We start from the raw sequence: 22,131 nt of genomic DNA on the forward strand, positions 1-22,131 counted from the left end.
TATGAATCAAGAACACCTTTTAAAAAAATGGCTAAATAATGAGTTAAGTAAGGATGAGAGAGAATCCTTCGAGCAATCTGCAAATTTTAAAGATTATCAAAAAATCATAGATACAGCTCAGCACTTTAAGTCAAATAAAGATACACTACCATCTTTTGAAACATTTAAAGAAATTAACAAGCCTAAAGCAAAGCCTAAATCTTTAAAGCGTATTGTTATATGGCAAGTTGCAGCTGTATTGGTAATAGCTTTGGGGCTGTATTTTACATTTTTATACGATACATCTTCTGTAGTAAAAACTAATGTAGCAGAAAAAACACAAGTTACTTTACCAGACCAATCTTTAGTCTCTTTAAACGCGTCGTCTAAAATTACATTTAATAAGAAAAACTGGAATGCTGAAAGAGAAGTTTTATTAAAAGGAGAAGCTTTTTTTAAAGTAGAAAAAGGCCAAAAATTTGATGTTATTACTACGCAAGGAAAAGTAACCGTAGTAGGTACGCAGTTTAATGTAAAACAACGAGCAAATTATTTTGAAGTTGTTTGTTATGAAGGTGTTGTAAATGTTGTTGCAGATACTATTACAAGAACATTAACCAAAGGAAATGTATACCGTTTAATAGACCGAAAATTTACCCAAGGAGTTATTCTAGAAAATAAACCCCAATGGTTAGAAAATATTAGCACCTTTAAAAACGTTCCAATTAAAGAAGTTTTATCAGAACTTGAACGGCAATATGGTATTGAAGTAAGCCTAAGAAACACTAATGTTAATAGACTTTTTACAGGAGGTTTTACACACCATAACTTAGAAGATGCCTTAAAAGCCATTACAACCCCAATGAATATGACTTATAAAATTAGCTCAGAAAAACTAGTTGTTATTCATGCCAATAAAAACTAACAAAAAAAGCGTTTTTTACGTACTTATTTTTCTTTTTTCATGCGTAACATATGCCCAAATTCAAGATGAAAATAAGGGCAAAACCCCCATATTACAAGTCTTTAGTTTGCTTGAAAAGCAGTATGATGTTCAGTTTAATTATGCACAAGATGTTATTTCTGATATAAAAACCCAAAAACCGCCGAGTAATCTTTCTTTAAAAGCAGCACTTTCTTTTTTAGAAACCCAAACAGGCCTGAATTATATTTTAATGAATAAAAAGTTCATTTTAGTTCAAGCAAAACAAAGTATACTAATTTGCGGTTACCTTAAAGACAGTAATACTAAAGAACCCATTGAAAATGCAACAGTACAGTCTTTAGATAATAATGTAGTAACCGATACATCTGGGTATTTTAAAATAGAAGTTAAAAATCAATTTTCTAGAGTAGCTATTAGGCATTTAGGTTATGGTACAGTTATTAGGTTTGTCGATCAGTTTGCTTTACAAGAATGTAAAACGGTTTTTTTAAATCCTAATTTACAGACCTTAAACGAGGTTGTTGTATCTAACTTTTTGGTTAAAGGTGTTAATAAAGTTAGTGATGGATCTTTTGATATAAATTTTTCTGATTTTGATATTTTACCTGGTTTAGTAGATGCCGATGTATTGCAGTCCATACAGGCATTTCCTGGTATTATGAGTATAAACGAAACGGTGTCGAACATAAACATTCGAGGAGGCACCAACGATCAAAATTTAATGCTTTGGGATGGTATTAAAATGTATCAATCTGGTCATTTTTTTGGTTTAATTTCTATATACAATCCACAAATAACAGAACAAGTATCATTAACAAAAAACGGAACTCATGCTGCGCTTACCGATGGTGTTTCGGGTACCATAGCTATGAAATCTAATACAGAAATTAATCCTGAGCTTAAAGCAAATTTTGGGCTAAGTTTAATAGACGCTAATGCTTTTGGCGATATTCCGCTAGGAAAAAAATCATCTATTCAAGTAGCCGCAAGAAAATCGATTAGCGATTTAATAAAAACACCAACCTATAACGAATTTTTTGATAGAATATCTCAAGACTCCGAGGTTGAAGAATCAGGTGCCATCTCGCATTCCAACAAAGAATTTAATTTTCACGATGCGTCGTTGCGTTGGTTATATCATTTAAGTGAAAAAGATAAACTTAGGGTAAACTTTATCTATGTGCGAAATGAATTGAAGTTCAATGAAAACGCCCAAATAAATAATGTTTTACAATCTAGAGAAAGTAAACTAACGCAAAACAGCATAGCTGGTGCTGTAAATTATTCAAGACAATGGAGCAAGTCGTTTTCGACAAATTTAAATATATATGAAACAGATTATCAGCTAAAGTCTACAAACGCAAATATTATTGACTCTCAAAGATATTTGCAAAAAAATAATGTTTCGGAAACTAGCGTTAAGCTAACAGTAAATAAAAAGCTTAGCCCCAAATTAAACCTTACCGCTGGGTATCATTATGTAGAAACAGAAGTAACTAATTTAGACGATGTGGATACGCCAATTTATAGGCTATTAATATCTGAAGTGTTAAGAACTTACGGTGGTTTTTCGCAAATACACTATCGTTTAAACAACAAAACCAATATTCAGTTTGGGCTACGATACGATTACTTAGAAAAATTTGAGAAAAGCATTTTTGAGCCAAGATTTAATTTTAATCATCGATTTTTAAAGCATTTTTCAGTGCAGTTGTTAGGGGAGTTAAAGCACCAGAGCATGTCTCAGGTTATCAACTTTCAAAACGACTTTTTAGGTGTTGAAAAAAGACGTTGGCAACTATCTAACAATCAAGATGTCCCTGTTGTTCAAAGTCAACAGGTTTCTTTAGGGTTAAATTATGATAGAAAAGGGGTTTTAATAAGTGCTGAAGGATATTACAAAGAGGTTGATGGCATAACAAGCCAAAGTCAAGGGTTTCAAAATCAGTACGAGTTTGTAAAATCAAACGGGCATTACAAGGTTTATGGGGTAGATGTTTTAACAAGAAAACAATTTAACAACTTTAATATTTGGTTAAGTTATTCATACATGGATAATACGTATACATTTCCATCTTTAGAGCCTAGTGATTTTCCTAGTAATTATAATATTACCCATGCTACGACTTTAGGAACGGTATATAATTACAAAGACTTTTCTTTTTCTGCTGGATTTAATTGGCATTCTGGGAAACCTATCTCAACACCTATACAAAACACACCTCAAGAGAGTGCCGTTGTATTTGGAGATACAAATAATACGTCTTTAAAAGACTATTTAAGAGTTGATGTGTCTGGCGTTTATGATTTTAAATTACACAGAAAAGCAAGAGGTAAAGTAGGGTTTTCGGTATGGAATTTATTTAATAAAAGTAACGAGCTTAACAGGTTTTACAGAGTAAGTAATAATCAAGTAAGCGAATCGACACAACAATCTTTAGGCATTACACCTAATATTTTTGTTCGTGCTTATTTTTAACGCCTTTATATCATGTTATTTCTGCTATTAAATGTATTTTTGAAGCAATCCAAATCAAAAATAGAGTTATATGTGGGACAATTTTTTGTTTAATGTGGAATATGGTATTTATCATGTTTTAGATATTAATGCGTACGATCACGTTTTATTTTTAATCGTTTTAACAGTTCCTTACTTATTTAAAAACTGGAAAAGAGTCCTGTTGTTGGTAACTACCTTTACTGTTGGTCATACATTGTCGCTTATACTTGCCTCTTATGGTGTTGTTAATGTAAATGGGCAGTTAGTAGAGTTTTTAATACCAGTTTCTATTTTAGTTGTAGCATTGTTTAACGTATTTACTGCAGGAAAAGGCGCTCAAAAGGAGCGCGTTGGTGTATTGTTTTTTTCAACACTATTTTTTGGCTTAATCCATGGGTTAGGTTTTGCCCGAGAATTTAGAATGCTAGTAGGCGGCTCCGATAACAAGTTAATCACACTAGTAGAGTTTGCTTTAGGTATAGAAATAGCGCAAGTTATAGTTGTGTTTTTAGTCTTGTTTTTAGGGTACATTATGCAAACTATTTTCCGATTCTCTAAACGCGATTGGATTATGGTTATTTCGGCTATAGTAGTAGGATTAGTTATACCAATGATTTTACAGAGCGATTTTATAGCCTAAAAAGACACCGCGAAACCTAAAGTTTTGTGAAAATACTTTAATAGGTTGTATTTCAGTAAGCAACCAATTATATTCGTTTATATTATACTTTTTAAATGAAAAACGATAAGCAACTTAAGTACGATAAAGCTTATTTAAGAATGGCCCAAGAATGGGGGAAATTATCTTATTGCAATAGAAAACAAGTTGGCGCAATTATTGTAAAGGATAGAATGATTATTTCCGATGGATACAATGGTACACCAACGGGATTTGAAAATTTTTGCGAAGATGATGAAGGTTATACCAAATGGTATGTGCTTCATGCCGAAGCTAATGCTATTTTAAAAGTTGCTTCATCAACACAATCTTGTAAAGGCGCTACGTTATATATAACACTTTCGCCATGTAAAGAGTGTAGCAAATTAATACACCAAGCAGGTATTGTAAGAGTGGTTTATAATCAAGCCTATAAAGATAATTCTGGATTAGAGTTTCTTAAAAAAGCAGGCATCGAACTTAAACTAATAGAACATACAACGGTTTAAAACATGAAACGTTTCAATAAAAAATATTTGCCTTTAGTTATAGGAATTGCTGTAGCAGCAGGCATTTTTATTGGCGGAAAATTAAATTTTACCGATACTTCCGATAGGCTATTTACATCTAACAGTAAAAAAGACAAACTCAACAGACTTATAGATTATATTGACTACGAATATGTAGACGATGTAAATACCGACAGTATAGTTGATGTTACCGTGAATGGCATTTTAGATAATCTAGATCCACATTCTGTTTACATTCCAAGCGAAGATATGGAGCGAGTATCAGATAATATGAAAGGCGATTTTGTAGGTATAGGAATTAACTTTTACACCTATAAAGATACCATTACCGTAATTAGAACTGTTGAGGGTGGGCCAAGCGAAAAAGCAGGCATAAAAGGCGGTGACCGTATATTATTTGCCAATGGCGATACTATCTATGGAAAAAAATTACAAAACAACGATGTTGTAAAAAGACTAAAAGGCCCTATAAACTCTGAAGTTAACCTTAAAGTTCTTCGTAAAGGAGAAGACAATCTTTTAACGTTTAAAATTAAACGAGATCATGTAGCCATTAAAAGTGTGGATGCTGCTTACAAACTAACCGATAACTTAGGGTACATAAAAATTAATCGCTTTGCCGAATCGACTTATAAAGAATTTAAACAAGAATTAGATAAACTTCAAGACCAAGGAATAACAGAATTAGCTTTAGATCTTCGCGGTAATCCTGGTGGGTTTTTAGGAATAGCAGAACAAATTGTCGACGAGTTTTTACAAGACGGTAAACTTATTTTATTTACTAAAAATAAACGTGGCAATATTAATAAAAGCTATGCTACTAGCAAAGGCGATTTTGAAAATGGGAAAATTTATGTTTTAATCGATGAAAACTCAGCTTCAGCAAGCGAAATTGTAGCTGGAGCTCTTCAAGATAACGATAAAGGAACCATAGTAGGGCGACGTTCCTATGGAAAAGGTTTGGTGCAACGCGAAATGGAGTTAGGCGATGGTAGTGCCGTAAGGCTTACAGTGTCTAGGTATTACACACCAACAGGTAGATCCATTCAACGGTCTTACGAAAATGGGAATGAAGATTATTATAATGAGTATTACGAACGAATTGAAAGTGGCGAATTACTAGACGAACATAAAATACAAGTGGCCGATTCCTTAAAATTTACGACACCAAAAGGTAAAATTGTTTACGGCGGCGGTGGTATTATTCCCGATGTTTTTGTGCCATTAGATGCTGGCATGCAAAATGAAACCATTATGTTTCTTAAAAGACGCGGTTTTATAAGCAATTTTGTTTTTGAGTATCTCGATCAAGATAGAGACGCTTACAATAATATTTCGCGCGAGCAATTTATAAACGACTTCGAATTAAATGATGATATTGTCCTGGAATTTCAAGATTATTTAAACGAAAAAACCGAAGCTAATATCACATTTGTAGCTTACAACGAAGAAATAAAACACTATATAAAAGCCACTTTAGCCAATCAATTATACGGTAATGGTGCTTTTGAAGAAGTTATAAACAGAAATGATATTGTTATAGATGAGGTTATTACGTTAAGCAAAATACCTTAAACTTTATCGTGTACTTTAGTATGCTCGCCATTATTCCATAGCGTTAAAATATCGGTAGCCACTTGTGCGCCACTTCCAGAAGCAATAGCAAATTGACTGCGCCATCCAGCAAGCGTTCCAGTAACATAAAGTCCTTTTTTAACAAGATGGTTATCATTCTTTAGCCAAATTCTATTTTTTTCAGCTTTAGCTCTTGGATGTGGCTCAATAAAATCTTCTAACCCTTTTATGTTAATAAGGTTTGTGTAACCTACAGCAACCACAACGATGTTACTTCTGTAAGTATTCTTATTGGTTATTATAGTGTACCCCTCGTTATTATCTATTATTTCTAGAACTTTTTCTTTTTCAATTTGTTCAACATGAGGGTATAATGTATCCAATTGCTCCTTTCCGTTAGTTAAAATGTCCATACCTGTAGTGCCAGGTGTAACTCCTAGAACATTATTAAATAATGCTTCTTGAAGGTGTGAGCTACGCTGATGCATAACAATACCAATAGACTTGTCTTTGGCAAATGCTTTATTCTTAGCAGAACCTAAAACAAGTGCGCAAGACATACCAGAAGCACCGCCACCAACAATTAAAACATCGTACATAACCTATTTTTTATACTTGTTTTCAATTTTTTTAGAAACCCTTAAAATTTGTAGTAATATAATAGCACATAAAGCACACAAAATAGTAATTAATGCAACAATACTATCGCCTTGAAAAGGAGCGTCAAAATTAATTTTTGTAACATTAAATACAATTAATGCTAAAGCTAAAACGGTTATTATTATAGAAAATATTTTCATATAGATTTTATGCTAAGAGTACTTTAATATTTTGGGCAAAAAGTTTTACGGCAATGGCAAGTAAAATAACACCAAATATTTTTCTAATAATGTTAATCCCATTTTGGCCTATTAAACGCTCAATTTTAGAGGATGTTTTTAACACGACATAAATAATAATAACATTTAAAATAACTGCTACAATAATATTTTCCAAACGAAATTCTGCCCTTAAAGAGAGTAAAGTCGTTAAACTACCAGGACCAGCAATTAAAGGAAACGCTAAAGGAAATACAGAAGCCGTCATAGAGGTGCTTTCGTCTTCTTTATAGAGCGTAATACCCAAAATCATTTCAAGTGCGATAAAAAATAGTATAAAGGCACCCGCAACAGCAAAACTATTTACGCCAATACCAATAAGCGAGAGAATGTTTTGTCCTATAAAAAGAAAAACAATCATAATAACCCCAGCAATAATCGAGGCTTTTTCACTTTGTATATGACCCGCTTTTTTTCTTAAATCAATAACAATAGGAACATTACCAACAATATCAATTACGGCAAATAATACCATAAAAGCTGTAACTATTTCTTTTATATTAAGTTGCATGATTTTTAGTTTTAAATTTTTTGCAAATCTCGTTATTTATGTTTGAATAATCATTACTAAAATCCATTATTTTTTTGAGTATAATTTTATAGAAGAAGCCTTACCTTTGTAGCATGTTTCAATTAGGAAAAACAATCATTTCAGAAGATATTATAGAGAAGGATTTTGTGTGTAATCTTTCGGCATGTAAAGGCGCTTGTTGTGTAGATGGCGACGCCGGAGCACCGCTTGATGAAGAAGAAGCCGATATTCTTGACGATATTTATGAAAAAGTAAAACCTTTTTTAAGAAAAGAAGGTATTGAGGCGATTGAAAAACAAGGTGCTTTTATTACAACAGAAGATGGCGAGTTAGAAACGCCTTTAGTAAACAACGCCGAATGTGCTTATGTAACCTTTGCCGAAAACGGTATGGCACTTTGTGCTATTGAAGAAGCCCATAATAAAGGTGTTATAGATTGGAAAAAGCCTGTGTCTTGCCATTTATATCCTGTTCGTGTTAAGGATTATAGCGAGTTTTCTGCGGTTAACTACCATCGTTGGCCTATTTGCGACGATGCTTGTGCATTAGGTGCAGAGCTGCAAGTACCCATTTATAAGTTTGTAAAAGAAGCCTTAATTAGAAAATTTGGCGAAGATTGGTATATGGAATTAGAAAAAACAGCCAAAAAGCTTAGGTCTTAAGCTGTTTTTAAAGCTATTGCCCTTACAGGAATATTTACAATAACCTTTGTGCCAGAGGCTTTATTATCAGAATAAAGATCTATAATTTCTATGCTATAATCGTTGGCGTAATGTTTGGAGAAGTTTGCCAAACGTGCTTTTGTAATATCTAATCCAACCGATTTTCTTTTTAGCTTTTTTTGTTCCCGTATTTTTCTTGAAGCTTCTCTGCCAATACCATTGTCGGTAATGCTTATAGTTACAAATTCTGGAGAACTTTTAGAAACCTTTAGAGTAATTTTCTTTTCGCCAGATTTAGATGATAGCCCATGCCATAACGCGTTTTCTAAAAACGGTTGCAGAATGAGGGAAGGAACTTTTATTAAATCCGTATTTACATTATCATTAATAGTAATAGAAAAATCAATCTCATTAGAAAACCGAATATTTTCAATATTCATGTAAAGCGCCATAGTTTCAAGTTCGTCGTGAAGACTGATCTCTTTTTCGGTAGAAGCAATTAGTATTTTCCTGATAAGCTTGGAGAATTTATTTAAGTAGTAAACAGCGTTTTCTTTTTCGTTGTTTATGATGTATAATTTTATAGAGTTTAAAGAGTTGAAAATGAAATGCGGATTCATTTGATTTCTAAGCATTTCTTGCTCTAGTGTTATAATCTTTTTTTCGTTTTTTAATTTGTGTTGTCTATATAAAATAACCATAATGGCTAAAGCCAAGCAGCCTCCAATTATACTAAACAACAAAAAGTTTTTATTTTGCTTTAGTTTAAGTTTTACAATTTCGTTTTCGCTGGCTAATGCTTGAATTTGGTTGTTTTTCTTTTCGGTTTCATATTTAATAATTAGCCCATTAGCATACTGTAAATTTCGGTCGTTGGTTATTGTTTCGTCTAATTCTTGGTGTAGCTTATTATATTTTAAAGCTTTTTTGTAGTCGTGAGTTTTCTCGTAGAGTTGCGAGAGGTAATCGTAGGCAGTTACAACCGAGGATTTTAAATTGTATTCTTCAGCAATGTCTAGAGCAATTGTTAGGCTGGTGTTGGCTTGTTCTAGTTGATTAAGCTTAAGTTGTACCAAACCTAAATTAAGGTATGAAGTAGCAATGTAAAACTGATCTTTTTCTTGAGTAGCGTTTTTAATAGCAGAATTGATTAGAGGTAATGCTTTGTTGTAATGCCCTTTTTTTATTTCAATTTTAGCAATACTGTTATTGCAAATAATACGTCCAATAACAGAGTTTATGTCGTTATTATACTTTAAAGAGGTTTTATAGTTTATTAAAGCGCTATCTATTTGGTTTTTGGCTTCTTGTGCATAACCAATATTATGGTAATTTATTGCTAAACCTAATTTGTTATTTAGCTCTTTTTCTATGGCGAGCGATTTTTTAAAATGCCCTAAAGCGAAGTCGTATTGTTTTAAAGCTAAAAAAATATTACCCATACTATTTTGCGAAACAGCAATGCTTCGTTTTAAGTCTTCTGAAGGGATTTCAATAGTTTCAGCTAAATCTAAAGCTTCTTTATGATTGTCGAGAGCCAGCCTAATAATATCTTGCCTTCTGTAGTTTACACCAAGCATGTTTAGGCTTACAATTTCAAGCTCTATATTTTTGGCTTTTTTTGCAGCTGTTTTAGCTTGTTCATGGTGTGTAATAGACTTGTTGTACTGCGAGGTGTTTCTATAAATAATTCCTAGCATGTTATGTGCAAAGCCTTCACCTTCTATGTAATTGGCTTTTGTTGCCTTATCAAGTAAAAAGGACATTTTTATAGAATCGTTTTTATGTTGTTTAAAAACTGAATCTAAGTGCCGATAATGAGTAGGCTTGTTTTTAAGAACTGAATTAACAATTTTTATAAAAGTAGAATCCGTATTAATGGTTTGCGCTTTTGTAGTGTGGCTTAAAAAGCATAGAGCTATTACCATTAAAAGCCTAATTTGTAATATGGAAGGGGTTTTAAGTAACATTGCGGTTATATTTTGTCGAGGAATTTAGACTTTCGTTGCCTAGCAACAGGGATTTGTTGGTTGGAAGTCATAACAACATAACCATCTGTTTTTACAAATTCTTTTATTTTATTTAGGTTAATAATAAAGGAGTTGTGAATTCTAAAAAAGCTATCTTCTGGCAATGTGGCATTCATTTCTTTAAGTTTTTTAGTAACCACAAGTTTTTGGTTGTTTTCTAAAAATATAGTTGAATAATTGCCATCAGATTCTACATAAAGAATGTCGTCTGTATTTAAGAAAATTAATTTTCCATCGGCATTTATGGTAACCTTATTTTTTTGAGTATTGGCGTTAAAATTTATAAGGGTTTCTTCAACCTTAGATATGGCAACACTATTTGTGTAATGCTTTTTTATCTTTTTTATAGTTTCCTTTAAATCATCAGAATCAATAGGTTTAAGGAGGTAATCAATAGCTTCGTTTTTTATTGCTTTAAGGGCAAACTCATTATAGGCTGTTGTAATAACAACTGCAAAATTTTGTTTTCCTAGTTTATCTAAAAACTGAAACCCATCCATGGTAGGCATGTTTATATCTAAAAATAAGCAATCAATGTCATTTTGTTGTAGGTAAGCGATAGCATGTTCGGGTTGTGTAAAGGAGTTTATAATGGTTAAATCCTTTTTAAAACCGTTTAACTCCCAAGTTAAACTTTGTATGGCTTTTGGTTCGTCGTCTACAATTACAGCTTTTATCATATTCAAATATAAGCATATATCGTTTTAGTTAATTAGAATATGTATTGTTGGTTCTGTTTTTTGTATAGTAGGTCTTAAAAAGCGTGTATTGCGGTTGTTTTCTATCTCCTACTTGCCAACTATACATTATTTCCTACCAACTATACAATTCTTTTTACAAGGTGATATTTTTATTAGATCTTAGCAAAGCTATTAATTATTTAAAGGGGTATAGATTCTATACTATATGTATGCTATTAACCATAAAAAAGCCATCAAATTTTTTTGATGGCTTTTTGTTTGTTTAAATATGTGTTTTTACTCTTCGGTTTCTCCAGTAACTTTAGCTGGTGTTACAGAGGCATCGTGAGCTTGGTTGTATTCTTCAAGTAAATCGAAAGTAGCATCTAAAAGATCTTTAGTTTCTAAAAGCACACTAAAGTATAGTGTGGTGTTTTTAGGACTAGATTCTTCAGATCTTGTGCGTTCTACTTGTAATTGAATTTTTGAAGTAATGTGTTTGTATACTTCGGGTTTGTGTTTTAAGACTTCTTCAATTTTTTCAAATGAGTAAGACGAAAATGCATCTCGCGTTTCGGCAAATAATTTTGCCATAGTATCATCGAGATCTTTTAGCTCTTTAATTTGGCTAAATTTAAGTTTCTTATGGTTGTTATTAACATGCTTGTGGCTTGCTCTTGAAATGTACTCAAGAGATTGTGCCATATCGGTTAAATAGTCAAGAATGTTAATATAAAAGTTACTCGCATTAATACTTTTTTCGTCTAAGTTTTTAATGAAATAGAAAATATTATCTCTTAAATCTTCAATTTCATTCGTTAGTTTATTAACCTGTTTTTTATTTTTCTTTAAAGTGTTTAAATCTTGCCTAGCTAAGCCCTCAATAGCATTGGTGTAAATTTTATTTCCACGTTTAATAACATTAGAAATATTATCGGCACTTTCATGAATTACACCCTGTACAGAACTGCTTTCGGCACGTTCTAAACGATCTTCTGCCTTACTTTCTTTAGACTTGTTTCTATGTGAAACATAATTTCTAACAAGCAGTAAAATAGCAAAAAACAATAGAACAGGAACCATAACCTTTACGTTCCAATTTAATAAGTAAGCTGTTATAGCAGCTGCTACAAAAGCACTTATGGCAGTAAAAAACCAACCGCCAATAACATTAAAAACACCTGCCACACGATATACGGCACTTTCGCTACCCCAAGCTTTATCGGCTAAAGATGTACCCATAGCTACCATAAACGTTACGTAGGTTGTTGATAAGGGTAATTTCATGGAAGTTGCAATAGAAATTAACACACTAGCCACCATTAAATTTACTGCTGCACGAACCAAATCGAAAGCCGGTAAATCTTCATCAGATGCTTTGGTTTTTGCAATAGACAATACGGGCTTAGAAAACTGCTTTTCAATAAATGTTTTACTTGATTTGGGTAATAAGTCGTTAAACATATTAGATAGTCCCATTGATAATCTAACAACATTTCTTGATAAGAAATTAGGTTCAAAACGCTCTTTCACATCGTCTTGTCTAGATAAATCTACCGATGTTTTAACAACAGCTTTAGCTTTACTAGAAAACCATAGGGTTAATACCATAACCAACCCTGCAACTAAAAGTAAATATGGTTGTGTAGGAACTTTTTGAGCTAGAATACTCATGTTAAATTCGGTAGGAGCAAGGCCACTCACAGACCAAGCTTCAAACGAATTGTATGCAGCAATAGGAACTCCTATAAAGTTTACTAAGTCGTTACCTGCAAAAGCCATTGCTAAAGCAAAGGTCCCAACAATAATAATTATAGTGTAAATATTAGTTTTTAATAGTTTTATAACTAAGACAGATAAAACAGTCCAAACAATAAAGTTAATAGCAATAAAAATGACTGTATTGGTTTGTATTAAACTCATAAATTCAGGACTCATAAAAGCAGCGCTTTTAAGTCCTTTTATTAAAATAAAATACATGATAGATGTAATGGCAAAGCCACTAAATAAGGCCCCATACCAATACGGTTTTTCGTTAAATTTAAACGATAAGAGTAAACGTGAAATAAACTGAACAAACGCTCCAACAGAAAATGCTACAACTACCGAGAGCAGTATGCCGAGTATGATTTCTATAGCTTTTTCATTGTTAATGTAGTTTGTAATGTTTAATAAGGTTTGCGAATCGTCGGCAGAAATTTTAATTAATGCCATACAAACCGAAGCTCCTAAAAGTTCAAAAACAATAGAAACAGTAGTCGATGTTGGCAGACCCAATGTGTTGAAAAAGTCCAATAGGAGAATATCGGTCAACATAACTGCCATGAAAATAATCATGATTTCGTTAAACATAAACTCTCCGGGATTAAAAATACCTTTTCTGGCGACTTCCATCATACCACTAGAGGATAATGCACCCATGGCAACACCTAAGCTGGCAACAATCATTAATGTTTTAAAAGAAACGGCTTTGGAACCAATAGCAGAATTTAAAAAGTTAACTGCATCGTTACTAACGCCAACCACTAAATCGGCAATGGCTAATACGGCCAAGGCGATAAGCATATAAATGTAAATGTTTTCCATTGAAATCAGTCAAAATTATCAATCAGCAAATTTCTTACATTATGCATAATGTTATGTTAAGCTAATGTTATGTTCTATTTATATTTCCTTAGTAATTAATTGTATTTGTTTTAATTAAATAAAGGAAAACTTAAGCTCCCAATGTTAAATTTTTAAATTATTTAATTTGTAAAGAGCTATAAATCAGTACTTTATAATTCTAATGTTAATTTAATGTTACGTAAATGTTTTTTTAATGTAAAATAAAGACGTATATTTGTTATGTAAGTATTAATAAAACCTAATTTATCATGAAAAATATATTATCAATAGTTTTAATGTTATGTTTTGGGTTAGCCTTTGCCCAAAATAGTGATACCATTAAACCAAAATACGAAAAAAAAGGTAATTTAACAGAAGCAACTTATTATTACGATAACGGTGTTGTTAAGCAACATGGTTTTTTTAATAAAGCGGGTGAGTTACATGGCACTTGGTCTAGTTTTGATTTACAAGGAAATAAACTAGCTGTAGGAAAATATGAAAACGGAACGAAAGTTGGTAAATGGTTTTTCTGGACAGAAGATACCTTAAAAGAGGTAGACTTTGTAGATTCTAGAATGGCTACAGTTAACGAATGGAAAAACAGCTCAACTATAGCAATAAGAGACTAAAAACAAGTTTTTTTTAATAAGATAAAAAAAAGCTCTCAATTTCTTGAGAGCTTTTTTTGTATTAACAAGTAACTATTCTTAGAAAGAGTAACTATAACCAATAGAAAACTCGGTTCCAATCTTTCTTTGTGTGTAAATTAATTCTTGACTAGCTTTGTAAGAGTCGTATAAACTTTCTCTTTCATCACCAAGAATATTATTTATTTTTAAGTCGATAGAAGACTTTTTGTTTTCGCCAAGTTTTTTGCTAAACGTAAAGTTTAAACTATGGAAAGGCTTGGTGTAAACATCTGGAATTTGTCCCGTACCAACCACTTCTAAAGATTCACCTTGTACGTTGTAGAACAAACCAGCTTGTAAGCCCATATCGTCATTATCGTAATCGAAGCCAGCATTAATTAAGTACGGCGATTGCCCTTGTAATTCTCTTTTTCTATCAATGGTTTCACCATCTCTAGCTGCTAAAACTCTTCTGTCATATTCACTATCAGACATGCTTAATTCTGAGTAGATGTATGAGGCATTAACATTTAATCTTAGTTTTTCTAAGTTGTTGGTTAAAAAACCAAAATTTTGTCTTAATTCAACTTCTGCACCAACTACGGTAGCATTACCAAGGTTGGCGATTGTTAATTGTTCTGCAGATGTTGGGAAGAAGGTTACTTCTAAAGGATCTTTAAAATCTTTGTAGAATCCACTAAAGGCAATCATTTGTCCTTTGTCTCTAAACAATTCATATCTTAGATCAAAGTTATTAATGTATGTAGGTCTAACAGCATCAAATATTATATCGCCGTTGGCATCTTCAATACCAAAACCATTACCAATAAACGTTCTGTTGGTAATAGGATCGAAAATCTGTACTCTAGACGCTTCTTTAAACGATGGTCTAGCAGTTGTTCTAGAATATGAACCTCTTAAGTTAGAGTTGTCGTTTAAGGCATAAATTAAGTTGGCCGAAGGGAACAAATCGTAGTTGTCAATAGTACTTTGTCTATTGTAAACTTCATCTCCTTGAGCATTTTCTCCTGTATAGAATAATTGATATAATTCTGTTCTAAGTCCTACAATGGCTTTTAAACTTTCACTTACGTTAAACTCGTTAGAGATGTATGTAGAATACACCATTTGTTCACTTTCGTAAGCATTAGATGGTTTAAATGTTTGATTATTACCTGTGGCAACTAGGTGTGTGCCTTCACCGCTTTCTGGTGTCCATAAGTTTTCATCCATTAGCAGTAGGTTTGTATCTCCGTTAGGTACAATGTTGTTTGTAGAAGTCATGAAAAACTCATCTATACTAAAGTCTCTAAACTTATAGACATAATTACCACCAACTTGAAATTTAGCAGGTCTGTTAAATAGTTCATACTTTTTATCAAAATCTGCTTTAAATACCCAACTTTCTTCTAATAAGTTTCTCCAAAGTCTGGTAGGGTTTGTCGTTGTACTAGGATCAATTATATATTGATTTTCTTGCGTTACAACAAGAGGTGTAATTCTATGGTCTTTATCTTCTACTTTAGAAAAAGATGGTGATAAGGTCCAATCGAAATCCCAACCAGAATTAGCACCTAATTTATGGCTACCGCTTAAGTTAAAGTTTGTAATAGAACGTTCGGTGTAAAGTAAGGCGTCTTTTACAACATCTTCGTAAGCTCCACCGGCGTTATCTTGAGATAAATCTTGATCGAAGAATCCTGCTGACGATTCGCCATTTTGAATATGAAGTGCCGTAAATCTATATTTTGATAAATCGGTTTTAAAAGTTAAGCCTACAAGCGTATTAACTAATACTTCGTTTATCCCTTCGCTACCTTTACTGTATAAAGAATAGCGAGGCTGGTATACACTTTTGTCTGCATCTTTTATGGCAGCACCATCAATTCTATCTTCATAAAATGTGGTGTTGTTTTTATATGAAGCAGAAGCTAAATAGCCTAATTTGTTGCCATTTTTACCTACCTCGTATTGATTTCCTGCGGTTAATCCTAAGCTAAAATTAGGAGCACTTGTTGCTTTATCTGCTTTAAGTTGTTCTTGAAATCTATTGGTTAAACTAGTCAGTAAAACTTTATTTTCAAACGTACCAGGAATTGGTTGGTATCTGTTTATTGGACGGTTTCTAGTACCATCGTCGTAACCAAAAAAGTCTGTATCACTGCCATCGTAAGTTAAAAACTTATCGTTAAAGTGCATGGTTGGGTTATAACCAAAACCAGCAGAGATACTATATTCAGCTTTTGTAGGGAAATCTTTAGTAATAACATCTACAATACCACCAGTAAAATCGGCAGGCTGATCGGCATTAGCCGATTTAAGGACAATAACGTTGTCTATAATATTAGTAGGAAAAATATCCATAGGAATGGTGTTTCTGTCTGGATCTAATCCAGGGATATCAACACCATTTAAAATAGATTTTGTGTAACGATCTCCAAGACCTCTTACATACACGTATTTTCCGCCTTGTACAGAAACTCCAGGAACACTTTTTACAGCACTTGCTATATTGCTAGCTCCAGTTTTCTTTATGCTTTGTGCCGAAAGACCATCCATAACCACAGCAGATTTACGCTGCATGTTTAAAACGGCATTTTCGGTATTTCTTTTAACGCTTGTTGTAATAACAACTTCATCTAATGAATTTGTCGTTAACGTAACATCTAATACGGTAACATCATTTGCCTTAATAACCACGTCACTTATTTCTTTGGTTTCGTAACCTACAAAAGAGAAAATTAAAGTGTAAGTACCTGCCTCAAGCTCTAATTCATATTTCCCATCGAAATCTGAAGTCGTTCCTTTAGTGGTATTTTTTATAATGACGTTGGCAAAAGGCATAGGGTCAACAAATTCACCATCAATTATAGTACCAGCTACTTTACCTGTTTGTGCATAACCTAATAAAGTTACAAACAACAAAGATAGCGTGAGTAATATTTTGTTTTTTTCCATCTGTGCTTTTTTGTTATTTCTTAACTTTCAGATGTTACTATAAAAACTTGTATGAGTTTAAGTTTTTATAGCTATTCCTAATCTTTAAGAAAGATTTAAAAAAAGCACTAAAGCCCTAATTGTTTTAGGTGAGCTTTAGTGCTTAAATATTGTTTTGTTTAGAAGTCTAAAGCTCCAGTTTCGCTTGCGTATGTCCAAATGAAAACAGACGTGTCAGCTCCTGTAGTTTGGCTTCCTTGAGTAACAGCAGTTGCTTCGGTACCAAAGTTAGGTGCGCTTACTGATGAAGTGTTATTGAAAATATCTGATACGTTAGCAACACCTGTTGGTAATGCAACTTCCCAGTTAGATAATGTTAAGTCACCATTGTTATAGTTATTAGCAACACCGTCGTTATCTATTTCAACATCTGAACTTTCTTTAAAGTTAAATGCGTAGATATTGTTGTTTGCACCCATAGCGTTACTTCTAAAGTCTGCATATTCTCCACCTGCAGTATCTAAGTTACCTTTCATAGTAACATTTTGAAGCGTGTAAGATCCTACAGCAGAACCTTCAGGGCCGTCAATTTCTAGGGCATGGTCAGAGTTTCCACCTAAGATAATAACAGCGTTATCAATAGTTCCAGAATAAGCTTGGTCAATATCAAGAGCGTCATCACCTTGTCCCCAAACTAATAAGTTAGAAGCATCTACAGTACCACCAAAGAACTCGATACCATCATCAACGTTACCAACTACTTCAACGTGGTCTATTTCAGTACCTCTACCAACACCACCTAGTGTTAATCCGTTAATTTCGTTACCTTCACCAATTAAAGTACCACCGTGTCTTATAGATACGTGTTTAATTATACCTGAACCATCTTCTGGATCTGTACCACCATAAAGACCAAACGTATCATCAGCAGGAATTCCTTCAATTTGCACTTCTTCAACATCTCCTGATAAAGAACAAGGTGCATAGCCCATTACTAAAAGACCACCCCAAAGACCTTGGTTAGTTTCATCTAAGTTAGTACCAGCAGTTTCCCCGCAAGAAATGTTATCACTTTCTGATGTAAATATGATTGGTTCTTCTGGCGTACCTACAGCCTGGATGTTTCCACCTCTAGCAACAATTAATGCAGAAGATAATGATCCTTGACCAGCACGTCCTTTAATAATAGTTCCTGGCTCGATAGTTAGTGTAACGCCATCCATAACAACAACTTTTCTATCTAATACATAAATATTGTCGTTAGTCCAAGTTTCATTTAAAGCAATACCACCAGCTTTAACTATAGTAGGACATGTGTCTTCGCTACCACCACCAGTATTATTGTTGTTAATTGTAGTCTCTTCAATAACGATTGGTGTATCGTCATCTTTAAAGCAGCCTGTTAAAACTAATGATAATAGTGTTATTACGGCTAAAGTTAATTTTCTCATTTTACTTTTTTTAAATTATTTAAGTTGCATTGATTTATTGGCGCAAAGAAACAGCTACATTGTAAAGTCTAGGTTAATTGAGAATTAAAACTATATGATGATAATGTTTAATTAGTGTTAACACCTAGCTTAATATAGGTGTAATAGCAAACATTAATTTAACATTGAAATGGTTATCTTGCACGCTTTAAACTATTAAGATGAACTGGGAACAATTACTATCGTTAAAACGTTTTGGAGACACTAATAAAAGATTACGAAAAGAGCAGGATGAAACCAGATTAGGGTTTGAAGTAGATTATGATCGTGTTATTTTCTCTTCAGAGTTTAGGAGCCTTCAAGATAAAACACAGGTTATTCCATTATCGAAGATTGATTTTGTGCATACCAGATTAACACATAGTTTAGAAGTAAGTGTTGTAGCAAGAACGCTAGGTAGAAAAGTAGGCGCCAAGTTACTTGAGAAATATCCGCATTTAAATACGGTTCACGGGTACCAAGCTAATGATTTTGGTGCTATTGTAGCTGCCGCTGCCTTGGCCCATGATATAGGTAATCCGCCGTTTGGACATTCTGGCGAAAAAGCTATTGGTGAGTTCTTTAAAAACGGAAAAGGAACAAACTTTAAGTCTTTTTTAACCGATAAAGAGTATCAAGATTTATGTGATTTTGAAGGTAATGCCAATGGCTTTAAAATTTTAACCGAAAGTCGCCAAGGAAGAGAAGGTGGCTTGCGATTAAGTTATGCCACTTTAGGCGCTTTTATAAAATATCCTAAAGAGTCCCTACCTAAAAAACCTACGGCTCATATTGCCGATAAAAAATACGGTTTTTTTCAGTCTGAAAAAGAGGTGTTTCTAGATGTTGCCAAAGAGCTTGGTTTAATTAGTACAGGGAAAGATGATAATGTAAGCTTTTCACGTCATCCATTAGCATACCTGGTGGAAGCTGCCGATGATATTTGCTATACTATTATCGATTTTGAAGATGGAATTAATTTAGGGTTAATTCAAGAAGAGTACGCGTTAGAGTATTTAATCAAATTGGTGAAAACCAATATTAATACTAAGAAATATCAGAATCTATCCAACACACAAGATCGTCTAAGTTATTTAAGAGCTCTAGCAATTAATACACTAATTAATGAAGCTGTTGAAGTGTTTTTAGATAATGAAACCTCTATTTTAAAAAATAACTTTCCGCATGCACTATTGGATAAATGTGCTTATGAAGCTCAAATAAACGATATTATAGCTATTAGTATTAAAAATATTTATCAATCTAAAGAAGTTATAGATAAAGAAATAGTAGGTTACGAAGTGATAAATAAACTATTACATGTTTACACTAAAACCGTGCAAAACAAAGTTGAAGGTGATTTAACAAATTTTGATAAATTAATTCTTAGGTCTTTGCCAGAAACCGTCAATTTAAATCATGACGATTTGTATAATAACCTAATGTCTATTTGTAATTACATTTCAAAACTGTCTGATGGTAAGATAAAAGAAACCTATTTAAAGCTAATGGGACAAAATGTATAATTATTTTAGCTGTTAAAGAGGCTAATATAAAAATAACAGTTCTCAAATAGTTAGTTTTATGTAGATTCAAATATTGATTTAGATTAATGTGTCTAAAAGTGTTTTAATATTTTTAGAATCAATTTTGCAAATGTGATGTAATTCTTCTGTTGTTCCGTGTTCTATAAATTGGTTTGGGACTCCCAATGTTTTAATGGTGTTTTTATACTTGTGTTTTGTGCAGAACTCAGAAATGGCACTACCAAAACCACCAATTACAGTACTATCTTCAATTGTAATAATAGTTTGATACTTTAAAAAGATGTCATGAAGTAAATTTTCGTCTAAAGGAGCCAAAAAGCGCAAGTCGTAATGAGAAACTTTTTCGTTGTTTTTTATTTTATCAATAGCTTTAGTCACGTTTTGTGCTATACTTCCTAGGCTTAAAACAGCTATGTCGCTTCCAGATTTTAATTTAACTCCTTTACCAATAGGTGTTTCTTTAAAAGGTTGTTGCCAATCAGTAATCTGTCCTCTACCTCTTGGATAACGAATAGCAATAGGTTTATTTAAACCTAATTGAGCTGTGTAAAGAATATTGCGAAGTTCAATTTCATTTCTTGGGGCAAAAATAATAAGATTAGGAATGCACCTTAAATAAGCCAAATCAAAAACACCATGATGTGTGGCGCCGTCATTTCCAACTAAACCAGCGCGATCCAAACAAAAGATTACGGGCAGTTTTTGTAAGGCAACATCGTGTATAACTTGGTCGTAGGCTCGTTGAAGAAATGTTGAATAAATATTACAAAACACCATAAAACCTTGTGTTGCCATGCCAGCTGAAAGTGTTACAGCATGCTGTTCGGCTATACCAACATCAAAAGCGCGATCAGGAAAGACGTCCATCATATATTTTAAAGAACTTCCTGTAGGCATGGCTGGTGTAATACCAACAATTTTGTCGTTTTTCTTGGCTAGTTCTACAATGGTTCTTCCAAAAACATCTTGAAATTTTGGTGGTTCATTGCCGTTAGTTTTTTGGGGTAAAAGGTCGCCTGTTTTGGAATCAAATTTACCAGGCGCATGATACTTAACTTGATTTTCCTCAGCTTGTTTTAATCCTTTTCCTTTAGTAGTTATAACGTGAAGTAGCTTTGGGCCTTCAACAGATTTTAATCTATTTAACTCACTAATTAATAAAGGAAGATCATGTCCATCAATTGGACCTGAATAATTAAAATTAAGAGCTTCAAAAATATTGTCTTGCTTTTGAGTACCTTTTTTAACATTGGTTAGGTATTGTTTTAAAGCACCAACGCTTGGGTCTATACCAATAGCATTATCGTTTAAAATAACTAATAGGTTGGCTTTGGTTACACCAGCATGGTTTAAACCTTCAAAGGCCATGCCGCTAGCGATAGAAGCGTCACCAATTACTGCAATGTGGTGTTTGTTTTCACCTTTTAATTTGGATGCAATAGCCATTCCTAAAGCAGCGGAAATGGATGTGGAAGAATGCCCAACACCAAAAGCATCGTATTCACTTTCTGAACGTTTTGGGAAGCCACTTATGCCATTAAGTTGTCTGTTTGTATGGAAGATATCACGTCTTCCTGTAAGTATTTTATGGCCATAAGCTTGGTGGCCTACATCCCAAATTAATAAATCGTTTGGAGTATCAAACACATAATGTAAGGCAATGGTAAGTTCAACAACCCCTAAGCTAGCTCCTAAATGACCTTCTTTTGTGGCAACTACATCAATAATAAACTGTCTTAAGTCTTTGGAAATAGTTTTTAAATCACTTATGCAAAGTTTTTTTAAATCTTTTGGTGAGTTAATAAGATTTAAAGAAGGTTTCTTCATACAGAATATAGTTTTTTTAAAAAAAATGGTTAAAGTTTACAAAATTACCAAAATTTGAAAGGCTAGATTTAAAATTTAGTGCTTTTTAAGTAGGAAAAAGTAAGTTACTGTATATATTTGCGTCTAAACTAATTATATAATC

General features: G+C 32.9%; 17 protein-coding genes. 8 read left to right on the forward strand and 9 right to left on the reverse strand.

Annotated features, from left to right (window positions below; genetic code table 11):
- Position 1 precedes the first annotated feature (1 nt).
- The 5 genes from EJA19_RS07420 to EJA19_RS07440 all read left to right on the forward strand — a co-directional run bounded on the left by EJA19_RS07420 (position 2) and on the right by EJA19_RS07440 (position 6,188).
- Positions 2-904 carry a FecR family protein gene (locus tag EJA19_RS07420; RefSeq protein WP_125467731.1) on the forward strand — a complete coding sequence of 301 codons (903 nt, stop codon included), beginning with the start codon at positions 2-4 and terminating at the stop codon, positions 902-904.
- Positions 888-3,404 (forward strand): TonB-dependent receptor, encoded by a 2,517-nt coding sequence (locus EJA19_RS07425; protein ID WP_125467732.1) that lies wholly within the window; start codon positions 888-890, stop codon positions 3,402-3,404. Before EJA19_RS07420 ends, EJA19_RS07425 begins: the two co-directional genes overlap by 17 nt.
- A gap of 70 nt (positions 3,405-3,474) precedes the next feature.
- Entirely contained in the window at positions 3,475-4,065 is a 591-nt protein-coding gene (locus EJA19_RS07430; RefSeq protein WP_125467733.1) for a HupE/UreJ family protein, read from the forward strand.
- 95 nt (positions 4,066-4,160) lie between these two features.
- Entirely contained in the window at positions 4,161-4,592 is a 432-nt protein-coding gene (locus EJA19_RS07435) for a deoxycytidylate deaminase (RefSeq protein WP_125467734.1), read from the forward strand.
- Positions 4,593-4,595: 3 nt separating this feature from the next.
- Positions 4,596-6,188 (forward strand): S41 family peptidase, encoded by a 1,593-nt coding sequence (locus EJA19_RS07440; RefSeq protein ID WP_125467735.1) that lies wholly within the window; start codon positions 4,596-4,598, stop codon positions 6,186-6,188.
- Here the strand turns inward: EJA19_RS07440 and EJA19_RS07445 are convergent.
- The 3 genes from EJA19_RS07445 to EJA19_RS07455 are packed head-to-tail and all read right to left on the reverse strand — an operon-like array spanning position 6,185 to position 7,577.
- A complete protein-coding gene (locus tag EJA19_RS07445; protein ID WP_125467736.1) occupies positions 6,185-6,787 on the reverse strand; it encodes an FAD-dependent oxidoreductase in 603 nt (200 codons plus the stop codon). The genes EJA19_RS07440 and EJA19_RS07445 overlap by 4 nt on opposite strands.
- A 3-nt stretch (positions 6,788-6,790) precedes the next feature.
- Positions 6,791-6,988 carry a hypothetical protein gene (locus EJA19_RS07450; protein WP_125467737.1) on the reverse strand — a complete coding sequence of 66 codons (198 nt, stop codon included), beginning with the start codon at positions 6,986-6,988 and terminating at the stop codon, positions 6,791-6,793.
- A gap of 7 nt (positions 6,989-6,995) precedes the next feature.
- Positions 6,996-7,577 (reverse strand): MarC family protein, encoded by a 582-nt coding sequence (locus EJA19_RS07455; protein ID WP_125467738.1) that lies wholly within the window; start codon positions 7,575-7,577, stop codon positions 6,996-6,998.
- Positions 7,578-7,690: 113 nt separating this feature from the next.
- Between EJA19_RS07455 and EJA19_RS07460 the strand changes: the two genes are divergently transcribed.
- Complete coding sequence (locus EJA19_RS07460) at positions 7,691-8,260, forward strand: DUF3109 family protein (protein WP_125467739.1); 570 nt, start codon at positions 7,691-7,693, stop codon at positions 8,258-8,260.
- Here the strand turns inward: EJA19_RS07460 and EJA19_RS07465 are convergent.
- The 3 genes from EJA19_RS07465 to EJA19_RS07475 form a co-directional block, all read right to left on the reverse strand.
- Complete coding sequence (locus tag EJA19_RS07465; protein WP_240640240.1) at positions 8,257-10,026, reverse strand: tetratricopeptide repeat protein; 1,770 nt, start codon at positions 10,024-10,026, stop codon at positions 8,257-8,259. The two genes, EJA19_RS07460 and EJA19_RS07465, sit on opposite strands and share 4 nt — an antisense overlap.
- 209 nt (positions 10,027-10,235) lie before the next feature.
- Positions 10,236-10,970 (reverse strand): LytR/AlgR family response regulator transcription factor, encoded by a 735-nt coding sequence (locus tag EJA19_RS07470; RefSeq protein WP_125467740.1) that lies wholly within the window; start codon positions 10,968-10,970, stop codon positions 10,236-10,238.
- A 297-nt stretch (positions 10,971-11,267) separates the two neighbouring features.
- A complete protein-coding gene (locus tag EJA19_RS07475; protein WP_125467741.1) occupies positions 11,268-13,556 on the reverse strand; it encodes an inorganic phosphate transporter in 2,289 nt (762 codons plus the stop codon).
- Positions 13,557-13,846: 290 nt separating this feature from the next.
- Between EJA19_RS07475 and EJA19_RS07480 the strand changes: the two genes are divergently transcribed.
- Positions 13,847-14,209: a toxin-antitoxin system YwqK family antitoxin gene (locus EJA19_RS07480; protein ID WP_125467742.1), complete on the forward strand. Its 363-nt coding sequence runs from the start codon at positions 13,847-13,849 to the stop codon at positions 14,207-14,209.
- 78 nt (positions 14,210-14,287) lie between these two features.
- On the opposite strand, the gene EJA19_RS07485 is transcribed toward EJA19_RS07480, so the two are convergent.
- A complete protein-coding gene (locus EJA19_RS07485; RefSeq protein WP_125467743.1) occupies positions 14,288-17,167 on the reverse strand; it encodes a TonB-dependent receptor in 2,880 nt (959 codons plus the stop codon).
- Positions 17,168-17,325: 158 nt separating this feature from the next.
- Positions 17,326-18,597: a hypothetical protein gene (locus EJA19_RS07490; protein WP_125467744.1), complete on the reverse strand. Its 1,272-nt coding sequence runs from the start codon at positions 18,595-18,597 to the stop codon at positions 17,326-17,328.
- Positions 18,598-18,797: 200 nt separating this feature from the next.
- On the opposite strand from EJA19_RS07490, the gene EJA19_RS07495 reads away from it, so the two are divergent.
- Positions 18,798-20,141 carry a deoxyguanosinetriphosphate triphosphohydrolase gene (locus EJA19_RS07495; protein WP_125467745.1) on the forward strand — a complete coding sequence of 448 codons (1,344 nt, stop codon included), beginning with the start codon at positions 18,798-18,800 and terminating at the stop codon, positions 20,139-20,141.
- 78 nt (positions 20,142-20,219) lie between these two features.
- Here EJA19_RS07495 and EJA19_RS07500 read toward each other — a convergent pair whose 3' ends face one another.
- A complete protein-coding gene (locus EJA19_RS07500; RefSeq protein WP_125467746.1) occupies positions 20,220-21,989 on the reverse strand; it encodes a 1-deoxy-D-xylulose-5-phosphate synthase in 1,770 nt (589 codons plus the stop codon).
- Between the last annotated feature and the right edge of the window lie 142 nt (positions 21,990-22,131).

Origin of the sequence: Mangrovimonas spongiae, from assembly GCF_003944795.1 — a bacterium.
GTDB lineage: Bacteria > Bacteroidota > Bacteroidia > Flavobacteriales > Flavobacteriaceae > Mangrovimonas > Mangrovimonas spongiae.